Origin of the sequence: Paraglaciecola sp. L3A3 (assembly GCF_009796765.1) — a bacterium.
Classification (GTDB): domain Bacteria; phylum Pseudomonadota; class Gammaproteobacteria; order Enterobacterales; family Alteromonadaceae; genus Paraglaciecola.
This window is the reverse complement of the sequence record NZ_CP047023.1, coordinates 4,707,117-4,719,123: the sequence shown is the minus strand read 5'-3', so window position 1 is coordinate 4,719,123 and position 12,007 is coordinate 4,707,117. Positions and strand designations below refer to the sequence as shown.

The following is a 12,007-nucleotide window of genomic DNA, read 5'->3' as shown; positions in this document are numbered from 1 at the left end:
ATGCATTTCGTTCATCAATGGTATCTCTAACTTGGATGATCTGGAATCTGCTGTTTTTTATGTATTAAGGCTGCCGACCCAAGTTGAACATTATGTCTGTTAGTCTACTGAACCTGAGCTCTAGATAAGCGGAGCCTCTCGATAACGCTCTTTTTGTGCCTAGATGCGTTGGATTGTCTAGCAATAACACGTTATTACGTACGACAATCCGCCTTGCTATCCACCAAAAATTTCGTCAGCGAGCCATTCTCGAAATAAAATAACTAGGGGGCTAACGAGTAATGTATTAAATTTTAGGTATAAATTCGATATTTCCGACACTTCTTATCCAGAGTTCAGGTTACTGAATCTTTTTGGCATCTAGATGCCAGATGTTTTCAACAATATTCAGATTACCTTTCACAGCGTCCTGTACTTTATCTTCAGCTAATAAATTGAGCAGATAATTATCAGCGTAATGAGCTTTTAGTTCTTCTTTGCTTATAGAAAATGGAGGACCTTGCATAGTTGTTTGGTGGTACTCAAAGGTAATTAGCAATTGAGGTGCAAACTGACTTAAGGTTTGTATATGTTTAGCATAACTAACACGAGTCACTTCAGGTAAAGCTACAAGCGCGGCTCTATCGTAAACTGCGTCTATTTGGCCAACTAGATGTTGAGTTAAATTCAATATATCGCCAACATATATATCAATATCCTGTGCACAATAATGTTTCCCATCTGGTAGTTCATTAACTGTTGGTATCAACTCCAGTTCGTTAAATAATTGAATAATTGCAGATTCGATTATTTCGGCCCCAACCACCTTAAATCCCTGTGATAACAACCAAGCAATGTCCAAGGTTTTTCCACATAAAGGGATAAATATTCGGTTGCTGGGTGACAAATTTAAATGGCCTATATTTTTAATCAGTAAAGGATTCGCAGTCGGTTGATGAAATCCAATTTCATTGCTGTTCCATTTGTTTTGCCAAAATTGTTTTTGCATAAATTTCTCTGCTCAGTTTTTTTATTTAAAATCACAACTACAGGGGGAGAAAGTAGCCGATTCTGATGTGAATATTTGCTCTTTTTCACATTTCACATAATTAGTATTAATTTCATCAGGTGTATCGGTTACTGTCATAAGCTCAATATGCTGGTTATTTTGGTTGAATTGCAATGAAATTAAAGAGGATGTATCAACCGAAACTGCATCACCAGAGCTATAAATGATCACTTTAGCTAGTTTTGTCATTGGATGTTGGCATACGCCTTTATATTCAAATTTAGCATTTTTTTCTAGCACAGCAGCACCATATTTGATGTCGTCTATAAACAACTGCGCCTGTAATTGCATATCATCAAGGCCTGTTTCTGTTAAGTGTAACTGTTGTTTTTGAGTGATTTCTGCTATGAAGTTTGCATCAATAATAATTGTTCGGTTAATAGCTGGGTAATCTGGTGTGCTGGAATCGATGACGTTAACTTTATAGTTTGACGGTTCTTTTGCCCAAGTATTGAGAGCCAGTAGGCTAAGTAGAAAGACAACAAAAAGAGGGCTCACCTTTATATTTTGAGGCTTAGTTGTTGAGTTTATCTGTTGCAAACTTATGTCCTGTAAACTTGTTGTTTATTGTCGAGGGGTAATTCGGCTTTTGATATTTTTCGCCTGCAACACTTCTTGGTTAATATGCTTTATTTATGAACAACGTCCTTGTTATCCATTTGTTTGCAGCAAATTAAAGCGGGTTGTGTTTAATCTTGATAAACCTTGTCACTGTGTTTGTTTTTTTAGCGATATTGAACAGTCGTAGGCTTACCCCCGCGGTTTTTAAATAACCCGTTATGCTATAAGAGATTTCACATGAGCGATAATATCTTGGTCTTGCCCATGTTCGAATAAACAAGCTTGGAAACGTTCACCTGATACCGCGGTTTTAACCAACTCTTGATCTATGCCTTTAAGCGATTCTAAAAAGTTACCTTTCATAACTGACGCTTTTACTTCAGATAAAATGTTGGCATTTTTAACCTGAGGCTCTCTGCGTTCAACTGGATAGCCTTCGCCGCGTTCGCCTGTTAAGGCTTTCTCAAAAATATAACGTGCGTTTAGTTCAGCTCCCCAGCCAAAACCTTTGGCAAATGCTAATGCAAGGGCATTACCGTTATTTACTTGGTTAAACAAGAATGCATCTGATGGGTCGATACAGTAACCACAAAATACGCCCTGATGAACATTAAGCGCCATCATTGCGCCTTGTCCTGTGCCACAACCGGCAATGACAAAATCGATAGCTTTTGCATTAATTAATATGCCTGCCATTATGCCTAAATGGATGTAAGTTAAATGATGGTCGTTTTCACTATTCATTCCTACGTTGAATACTTGGTGATCTAAGGGGCCTGCAACCGTTTCTAATTCATTTAAAATAATCGGATTTTTAGCCGCTTGGCTATTTTCCATCATCAATGCAACTTTCATTTAATTGTTCCTAATAAGAGTAAATAGTTTAAAACGAGTTGATTATAACATTTGCTGCAGCCGAATGACCTCATCAGCTAATTTTTTCTGTTGTGGGTTAATGTGCTTGAAGTGCCTTTGTGATACTGCTTAAGTTGCTGCTTAATCTTGGATCACCAACGACTGTGGGTGTTTACTTAGCGGTTGTTGATACTTCGAGTCTAGATGGGTTTCTTTGTTGATACGTTTGTTAATGAAACCGTTAATATCAGGTTTACTAGTACAATCTATTTTTCCGCCCATAAAACCTAATAGCACGGCCGTGGTTTTTCTGGCAAGGCCGTCACAGTTTGCTCTTATCTTGATCTTATCAATCAGTTTTTGTTCTTCGCTGACAAATTGGTTTGGCTTAGAAGAATGGAGAGTGGGGGAGTTTTTTTGTTGCTGATAATCGCGCCGAGCTTGTTCTGCCATTTGTTCATCTTGTTGCACATTAAATGCTTGTAAGTGTTTTCCCGCAGTACCAGTAAACTGACTGTTGATTTGAGTATTAGCTGCTTGTTTAGTTGCTAGGTTAGTCAGTGGTATGTCTTTTACTGCTTGTGGTTTTTTCTCTACTATCGACTTTATCTGTTTGACTGGCTGAACTGCAGAGGGAATCGTTTTAGGTTGTTGTTGATTAGATTCAGTTTTAACTGGAATTGGCGGGTTGGGTTCAGGTTCAATTTGCGGCTCTGTATCTGGGGTGGCTATTTCTGCTGGTTTGGGTAATTCGAATACGAGTTTAGCCTGAATCAGTTTTTGCACTTGTGGTTTCGCTATATTTTTCGACGGATGAGTTACTGAATGGTGTAAAAATAGTAATATGAACAAATGAAAAATCAATGATAGGACAAGGGTGGTGAACAAACTTTTATTTTTACTAAACACTCAGGGCCAAATACTTAATAAAAGATAAGTGAACATAAATTAATAGAGTCTTGTCTGGGTATTAAGTTCAAAACATGTTGAGGGTTAAAGCCCGAGTTGCAGTATTTTTAGCGCCTCTCTTTTGTCATTAGTGACATCTACTCTAGAGTCTGAATCTGCAAAGATCATACTGCTGATTTTCTCAATTTCAGTATTTTGTGTATCCTCAACCACTACTGCTATGTGTGTAGGTCCTAATGTAGACAAGGTTTTTTTACCTAACATGGTAATACCAATAATATCTTCTTCAGTTAAATTTGAGCCATCGATATCTGAGTAATCAATCAGTAGCTTTCTATTAAGTTTAATTGCCTGTTGGTATTCAGGACTTTGGATCATAAAAATCATATCTAGGGCGTTAAGTTCTCCTTGAAAAGTAATACACGAAATATCGTCTAATGTAGTTACAATAAAATGCATGTTTATTCCTTATTTTAGAGTTGTATAACGACCTTAATTTAAGATAGTACAGCTTGTCCAAAAATCATTTCTTTTTATCCCTAACAAACATTCATTCTCAATGTTCTGTTTTGGTGCAATTGTACAATTATGCACCTGCAAAGTGCTTGTGTAGATTGATATTACCCACAAATAAAGCTTAACTGTATGATTTATATGAAAATATATTGTTGGCACAAGACTTGTTTTATCAATTGCAGAATTAGCTATTTATATAAATAAAAACAACTGGGAGCAACAATATGAAATTAGTAACTGCGATCATTAAGCCTTTCAAGCTTGACGATGTGCGCGAAGCAATTTCCGAAATTGGAATCGATGGTTTGACTGTAACTGAAGTTAAAGGTTTTGGTCGCCAAAAAGGACATACCGAATTGTATCGTGGCGCTGAATATCAAGTAGATTTTTTACCAAAAGTTAAACTTGAAGTTGGCGTTAAAGATGAACATGTGGAGCGTTTAGTTGAAGCCATTGTTGGTGCCGCTAAGACTGGAAAAATTGGTGACGGGAAAGTGTTCGTCTATGACTTAGAACATGCCGTTCGTATCCGTACTGGCGAAACCGATGGCGAAGCCATCTAGATATTGAGGAGATAGACATGGAAATTACTTTTGAATTGGGCTATGCCCTAGATACCTTTTACTTTTTGATCTGTGGCGCATTGGTTATGTGGATGGCCGCTGGTTTTACTATGCTCGAAGCGGGTTTAGTTCGTGCTAAAAACACTACAGAAATTTTGACCAAAAACGTTTCCTTGTATGCGATTGCCTGCATCATGTATATGATTTGTGGTTACGACATCATGTATGGTGGCGGTATATTCCTTGATGGTCTTATGGCTGATGGTGCAACTGGTGTTACTGAAGACCCAGCTACATATGCTCCTTCTGCAGATTTCTTCTTCCAGGTAGTATTCGTAGCGACTGCTATGTCTATTGTTTCTGGTGCGGTTGCTGAGCGTATGAAGCTTTGGGCTTTCTTAGCCTTTGCTGTTGTTCTTACAGGTTTCATCTATCCTATGGAAGGTGCTTGGACTTGGAATGGCGACGACGTATTTGGTATGTATAACCTAGGCGACAATGGTTTCTCTGACTTTGCTGGTTCTGGTATTGTACACATGGCTGGTGCCGCTGCTGCTTTAGCTGGTGTATTACTGCTTGGTGCTCGTAAAGGTAAGTACACTGCTGATGGCCGTGTACACGCAATCCCTGGCTCTAACCTACCTCTTGCGACTTTAGGTACATTCATTTTATGGATGGGCTGGTTTGGTTTCAACGGTGGTTCTGTATTAGCTACTGCTACTGTAGAAAGTGCTAACTCTGTTGCTATTGTATTCTTAAATACTAACGCAGCTGCTGCTGGTGGTTTGGTTGCTGCTTTACTTCTAGCTCATATCTTGTTTAAGAAAGCTGATTTAACTATGGCATTAAATGGTGCGCTAGCTGGTCTAGTGGCTATTACTGCTGAACCTTCAACTCCTACTCCTTTACAAGCTACATTGTTTGGTGCGCTAGGTGGTATCTTAGTAGTGTTAAGTATTATTAGCTTAGATAAACTTAAGATTGATGATCCAGTTGGCGCTATCTCTGTTCACGGCGTTGTTGGTCTATTAGGTTTGTTATTAGTACCATTTACTAATGACGGCTCTACTTTCAGTGGTCAATTATTAGGTGCTGCTACTATCTTTGTATGGGTATTTGTAACTAGCTTCATTGTATGGTCAATCATCAAAGCAGTTATGGGTATTCGTGTTAGCGAAGAAGAAGAGTTTGAAGGTGTGGATATCAGTGAGTGTGGTTTAGAAGCCTACCCTGACTTCACAACTAAAAAATCTTAATATAGGTTGGTTTGATGGAGAGGTAGTCTCTCCTCAAACAGAATAAATGCCCTGTATTTATGGCAAACTAGATAACACCGAACGTGAAAACGTCCGGTGTTTTCTTTTTTCTGGCGAGTTTTAATTGCGCTTATTTTGCGTTGCTAAAACACAAATGAGCACTTTGATTATGTGCTTTTAAATTCTCGCTGAGTGTACATTTATTTATTGGAGTTGGTATTAAGCAAACATAATTAAATTCGATAGGTAAATGATGAGTGGATTCTGATTTTTATAGCCTGTGACTTGCGCTAGTTAAATCATTTATTAGCCGCTCTGAAATGGGTTTATTGGTTTGTTTTTGTAAGTTTAGCTTCGGATTTTCGTTTATAACTGGTTACAATCTGTAATCGGCATTCAAGAAAAGCTGTGATAACCTTCACCGATAATATTTTTTAAGAGATCTAAATATAATGAAAAAAATCCTACTGGCAATCTTGGTCACCTTAATTCTTCCTTTGCAGGCATGCGCTCAGGAGCAGTGGAAAGAGGGTGAGCACTATGAAGTGATTAACGATAAAGCTACTGAAAAGCGTGAAATTGTGGAGTTCTTTTCGTTTTGGTGTCCTCATTGTTTTAACTTTGAACCCATTGTTAAAAATGTCAAAACTAAGCTAGATAAAGATGTGTCATTCACTAAAGTTCACGTTAACTTTATGGGCTTTACCAGTGCTCAAATTCAAGATGATGCAACCACAGCCATGTTAATTGGACGTGCGTTAAAAAAAGAAGACGCGATGAATCAAGCAATATTTAAATATATTCATGTACAAAAATCTTCGATTACTGGTTTAAAAGATCTACAAAATATCTTTATAGTAAATGGTGTTGAACCTGCAGATTTTGACAAAATGGCGAAAAGTTTTGGTGTTAAGAGTATGGTCAATAAAAACAATAAAACTATTGCAGAATATCGTAGACATGTAAGTAGCGTTCCTTCGTTTATTGTAAACGGTAAATTTAAAGCTACCTTTACTCGCGATATGACAGCTGACGATATGGCTGATTTATTAGCTTGGTTAACCAGACAAAAATAGCTTCAGCGTCGATATTGGTAAATTAACCTGAACTCGGGATAATGAGTGTCATTTAAATCTGAGTTTACATGCGATTCAAACATTTAGAAATATACACCCAGTTACGTTTGAGTTAAGGCTTACTCGATGACGGAATTCTTGTGAATAGAAAGGAGGGTTTTCTAGTAATACTGGCTATTACTAGAAAACCTAACACAGATAGGCGTAAAAAGAGCGTTATTGAGAGGCTCGGCTTATCCCGACTCATGTTACTTTACCGGGATTTAGTGTGCTGATTATGGTTGATAATAAATGTTCTTTTTCAAACGGTTTGGCGATATAGGCATTAAAACCTACCTCTTTATAAAGTTTTATGTCTTGTTCAAATGCATTCGCCGTTATTGCTACAATTGGTAAACTTGGTTGTTCCGTTTTGATTAATTTACAAGCTTCAACACCACCCATTATTGGCATTTGAATGTCCATTAAAATAATATCGACCGAAGTAGTTTCAACAAAATCTACCGCTAACTGGCCGTTATCAACCATATAAAGAGTCAAATCAAGATCACCTAACATTGAGCTAAGTACCAATTGGTTTATTTCGTTATCTTCGGCAATGAGTACTGTTTTACCAATTAACAAGTCTGTAGATAACACATCAGAACTTGCCGTTTCTTCCATCGAGTTCACAGCCTCCAGCGGTAAAAATATTTGGACTTTTGTGCCTACATTTTCTTTACTGAATACTTCGATTCGCCCTCCCATCATATTGACTAATGAGTGAGTAATAGACATTCCTAAGCCGGTACCACCATAACGTCTAGTAATAGATTTATCAGCTTGTTCAAAACGTTCAAATAATAGTAATTGGGCCTCTTCACTCATGCCAATACCTGAGTCTTTGATTATAATTAAAACACCACCAGTATCATGATGTTTTATCGTCAAGCTGACTTGTCCTCTCTGAGTAAACTTAATGGCGTTAGATAATACATTAAGCAATATTTGTTTAAGTCTGAGTTCATCAACTTTCCAAATAGAGTGGGTTAAATCAAGATTAATAATGAGTTTTAAGCCTTTCTGCTGCAGGTTAGCTATTAATTCAGCCTCAATAACCGCAGTTAATTCTGATAAGTTAACCGCCGTATACTCCAAAGTAAGTTTACCGGCCTCAAGTTTAGACAAATCTAAAATATCATTGACTAACTTGTTAAGTGTCGTAGTCGATATAGTCGCAAGCTTGAGTAGTTCAGATTTTTTATGGAAATCAGTTTCTTGCTGCAATAACTGCAAGGTGCCGAATATTCCATTTAATGGCGTACGAATTTCATGACTCATATTGGCTAAAAATTCTGACTTAGCAATATTGGCTTTTTCTGCTATTTCTTTAGCCTCGGCTAAAGCTTGTTCTTTTTCAATTTGCTCAGTCAAGTCGTAAGCAATACCAATATAACCTGTTATATCGCCATGTTCATTTTTTAGGGCACTCAAATTAAGCATTACCGGAATATGTCGTCCATCTTTTGCAACATAGGTCCAATGCCAATGATCTGCTATTTTTTTATTGGATTTAGTCGAAAACACCTCAAAACCGGGCTTAATTTTATAACCCAGCTCTTCGGTTAATTCTTGTGCCCGTTCTACTATTTCAGACAATAAATGAAATTTTGCCGGCGTTTCTTTTAACAACAACTCATCGGCCGAATAACCTAATAGTTTTTCTGCTGCAGGATTAAATAATGTAATCAACCCAGATGTATCTGTTGCTATGATCGGGTAATTAGCATTCTTTAATATTCCAGTTTTTAATGCTGTGGCATTACTCATTTCTTGAGTACGTTTTTTAACTAAAAACTCTAGTTGTTCATTCGTCTCTTCTAACATTGTATCCCGAGCAATTAACAGTTGCTGTTGGTGATTTCGTAATTCCTCTTTACGAATATATGCTAGGGTAAGACTCAAGACCATAAGTGCTAACACTACAGTTAATATCATGTACTGATAAAAAGTAGTGTAACTTTGTATGTTTTTGGTTTTTTCAATGTAACTATTTTCAGCAACCGCGGTAAACTCCCAAAGTCTACCAAATACAGTGATTTTTTCAGAATAAATAACCGAGCTATTAGCAGAACTAATTAACTGGGGTTGGTAAAAAACGGTGCGTTTATTATTTGAGATGTCAGCAATAGTTAGGTCAATGCCCTCTAGAGATTCATAATTGGCACTCAAAACTTCATCAATCAATATTGGTGCATAAGTCCAACCAAGTGTATGACTGAGTTTACCAGCAGGATCTGCTGGTATTTTGCTTGAGTCATATAGAGGCAATAGAATTAAAAATCCATGTCTAACTTTTTTATCTGCCTGCACCAAAGTAATGGGCGAGGTAATTTGAATTTGATTATTGATTGCCGAACTTATTGCCGCATTTCTGCGCATATCTTCAGAGCCAATATCAAGACCGACAGCACTTTTATTCAGTTCTTCAGGCTCGATATATCGTATGATAAATAAACTGTTATTATGACTGTTTAGTTGTCGTAAATTAAAGCTATTATCAGGTCTCATTTGTTTTTGTTGTTGCAAAAACTCGGCTAGGTCATGCTGCTCAACTTTCTGGATAAATCCTATGCCTCTAACACCAGGAAATTCTTGTTGAAAGTTCCTATTTTGAGAGTAGGTATGCATGGTTTGATAATCAAAGTTTTCTAGGGATACAGTAGAAATGAGGCCATGTAATCCCTTCAATCCATATGAATAAAAAGTAATACGTTCTTCAAAATCAGACTTTATTTTGAATAAATCATTCTGCAAAGTTTGGATGACTAAATTATCTTGTTCTTTTTGTTTGTTGTTTTCGGCTTGAAACGAAATATAAGCCCCAGCAATTAAAATGATCACTGGAAAAAATAATGATTTGATGACTGTTTTTTTGAAGAAAAGTTGAGACAGTTTAGAATGCTTCATGCATAACCTTATTAATTACTATTACTTCAATCAATTTTTAGCTTTAGCTTCGTCTAGTTTTACTCTTATTACCAATTTAATTCCGGCTCTTTATAATATTCAATATTTAGACTATCAAGTAGAGGCCTTAATAAATCTAGACGAGTGAGAAATTGTTGATAGTTACGATTTTTTTCTTGGCTCCAACCTAATTCGGCTGTTACCAATAAACGTGGCCATAGTCGATTATCAGCAGTGGAGTCAGTATGAACTAATTCTGACCACATTGCAGATTCAACCCCCTTAACCTGTTTATATTTTTGTGGATTCAGTTGGTAAGCTCTTGCCAGAGGAACCCCCTCTTTACGACACCAGTCATAAGTGTTTGGTTGGCCAGCAAAGTTGCCATGATCAAAATAACTATAGGTGCACGGCGATAAAATGATCTGATGACCACGGTCCAGAGCCGGTTGAATATCATACTTATCGTTCCATAATTGTAATAGAACATCTGTTTTATTATCGGCAACTGACCCTTCTTCCCAAGCAATTGCGGTTCGTCCTAAGTCTTCCACTATACGTGTAGCGCGAGCTATAAATTGAGGGTACAAAGGATCTTTAATTTCATCGCCTCCGATATGGATATATTCCGATGGAAACAGACTTACAATTTGACTCAATATATCTTTTACAAAGGGATAAGTTATGTCGGGCTTGGTTAAGCAAAGCTTACTAAAACCCACTTTTACGCCGCTATAGGGAGATAAATTAGTCACATCATCACAAGCTAATTTATTATAAGCGGCAATGGCCGCCTGGGTGTGACCGGGTAAATCTACTTCTGGAACAAGGGTCACATGACGAGCTTGTGCATAACTGACAAGTTCGCGTATTTCTGCTTGGCTATAAAAGCCATTACGTCCACCTTCAACTGCGCTTGCACCACCCACTTCGGTTAATTTTGGATAACCTTCAATTTCAATACGCCAGCCTTGGTCATCTGTTAAATGTAAATGTAAGCGGTTAAGCTTAAAACGCGCCATTCGGTCAATATGAGCTTTAATATATTCCACAGGTAAAAAGCTACGGGCTACATCTAACATGTTGCCACGCCAACTAAAAGTGGGGCTGTCAATGATACTAACTTTGGGTAACGTATAACTGCCTTGTGTTTGGCTAGGTAACAATTGACTTAAGGTTTGTACTGCATAAAACAATCCTGTATCGGTATTCGCCTTCAAAACAATTTGATTTTGAATATCAATTCGATAACCTTCAGAACCTAATTCAGGTAGATCTGTAATACTTAATATTATTTGACTAGAAGCACTATTACTTTGAATGACTTCTAGTGTTTGCAATAAATTATTGAGAGCTAACAGTGATGTATTAATACCTTCTGCTGCGTCAACTTTGACATCTTTTAACTGCAAATTACCCGAGTGAAATTTTACAGTTTGTGGATAAGGTATGATTGATAACAATTCTGAGTGGAGTAATTCTTGTTTATCTAACTGAGGGGACTGGGACGTCTTATCACCACAACTTATTAATAAACAAGTAAATAACAGGGTAATTAGTATTTTCATAACAACACTCCGATTTTGTTATGCCTCACTTTAGCAAATATTAACAGGCGAAATACACTTATACCATTATTTAACTAGATTGATATAACTCAGAATAATAAAGAAAACTGTGCACCATAAAATAGCTGATGTTTACTTTGCCAATAATTCCCATCAATTTTCCTAGCTTTTACAAAACCTTCTATTTTAATTTTTTTTAAATCAACTCCTGCACCAAGTGCGGCATAGCCATCTATACCATTACCATTTTCTACGTCTTCAAAATAATAATCGTCATCTTTATTTATATCACCGTTAATCATTTCTAGTAGATCTAGTCCCCCTTCAACATATACAAAAACATCATTGTAATAACCCAATCGCATCCCTACATCCCAAGAGATATAATTTTGCACCTGGTCATTTTCATCTAATACTTCAGCATAATTAAGCGAGGAAATAGCCTCACCTCTAAAATCAGAATAATGATTCTCTTGAGTCAAAAAACTAACACCGATACCTGTAATTTTATCGTCAGCATTAAGTTCATGCTTAACGAATATTGTTGATTGTTCTTTTGCATTTACAATGTTTGATAACAACAAACTACCCAATATTAAATTTTTTATTACGCTATCCCTAACTTGCATCGTTTAAACCACATTCTTTATCGAAAATAACAAATATTAACATAGCAAAAAACTTACCACATATGTGTTTTGCGACT

The 12,007-nt window shown here is 36.8% G+C and carries 11 protein-coding genes; 3 read left to right on the top strand and 8 right to left on the bottom strand.

Going from position 1 to position 12,007, the window contains the following annotated elements; translation table 11 throughout:
* Nucleotides 1–340: 340 nt before the first annotated feature.
* The 5 genes from tmpT to GQR87_RS19455 form a co-directional block, all read right to left on the bottom strand.
* Entirely contained in the window at nt 341–988 is a 648-nt protein-coding gene (gene tmpT, locus GQR87_RS19475) for a thiopurine S-methyltransferase (RefSeq protein WP_158972289.1), read from the bottom strand.
* Between the two features lie 21 nt (nt 989–1,009).
* Nucleotides 1,010–1,588: a hypothetical protein gene (locus GQR87_RS19470; protein WP_158972288.1), complete on the bottom strand. Its 579-nt coding sequence runs from the start codon at nt 1,586–1,588 to the stop codon at nt 1,010–1,012.
* Nucleotides 1,589–1,825: 237 nt separating this feature from the next.
* Complete coding sequence (locus tag GQR87_RS19465; protein ID WP_158972287.1) at nt 1,826–2,464, bottom strand: RpiB/LacA/LacB family sugar-phosphate isomerase; 639 nt, start codon at nt 2,462–2,464, stop codon at nt 1,826–1,828.
* Between the two features lie 141 nt (nt 2,465–2,605).
* The gene (locus GQR87_RS19460; RefSeq protein WP_158972286.1) at nt 2,606–3,250 is read right to left on the bottom strand and encodes a hypothetical protein; all 645 of its coding nucleotides are present in this window, start codon (nt 3,248–3,250) and stop codon (nt 2,606–2,608) included.
* Nucleotides 3,251–3,457: 207 nt separating this feature from the next.
* Nucleotides 3,458–3,832, bottom strand: a complete 375-nt coding sequence (locus GQR87_RS19455; protein ID WP_158972285.1) for a hypothetical protein — start codon at nt 3,830–3,832, stop codon at nt 3,458–3,460.
* A gap of 281 nt (nt 3,833–4,113) precedes the next feature.
* On the opposite strand from GQR87_RS19455, the gene GQR87_RS19450 reads away from it, so the two are divergent.
* The 3 genes from GQR87_RS19450 to GQR87_RS19440 all read left to right on the top strand — a co-directional run bounded on the left by GQR87_RS19450 (nt 4,114) and on the right by GQR87_RS19440 (nt 6,784).
* On the top strand, nt 4,114–4,452 hold the full coding sequence (locus GQR87_RS19450; protein ID WP_158972284.1) for a P-II family nitrogen regulator: 339 nt from the start codon (nt 4,114–4,116) through the stop codon (nt 4,450–4,452).
* Nucleotides 4,453–4,469: 17 nt separating this feature from the next.
* Complete coding sequence (locus GQR87_RS19445) at nt 4,470–5,708, top strand: ammonium transporter (protein ID WP_158972283.1); 1,239 nt, start codon at nt 4,470–4,472, stop codon at nt 5,706–5,708.
* 452 nt (nt 5,709–6,160) lie between these two features.
* Entirely contained in the window at nt 6,161–6,784 is a 624-nt protein-coding gene (locus GQR87_RS19440; RefSeq protein WP_158972282.1) for a thiol:disulfide interchange protein DsbA/DsbL, read from the top strand.
* A 243-nt stretch (nt 6,785–7,027) separates the two neighbouring features.
* Here GQR87_RS19440 and GQR87_RS19435 read toward each other — a convergent pair whose 3' ends face one another.
* From GQR87_RS19435 to GQR87_RS19425, 3 genes are all read right to left on the bottom strand, one after another.
* Nucleotides 7,028–9,733 (bottom strand): CHASE domain-containing protein, encoded by a 2,706-nt coding sequence (locus GQR87_RS19435; protein ID WP_158972280.1) that lies wholly within the window; start codon nt 9,731–9,733, stop codon nt 7,028–7,030.
* A 68-nt stretch (nt 9,734–9,801) separates the two neighbouring features.
* A complete protein-coding gene (locus tag GQR87_RS19430) occupies nt 9,802–11,301 on the bottom strand; it encodes a beta-N-acetylhexosaminidase (protein ID WP_158972278.1) in 1,500 nt (499 codons plus the stop codon).
* A gap of 89 nt (nt 11,302–11,390) precedes the next feature.
* Nucleotides 11,391–11,930 (bottom strand): hypothetical protein, encoded by a 540-nt coding sequence (locus tag GQR87_RS19425; protein ID WP_233267324.1) that lies wholly within the window; start codon nt 11,928–11,930, stop codon nt 11,391–11,393.
* Nucleotides 11,931–12,007: the final 77 nt, after the last annotated feature.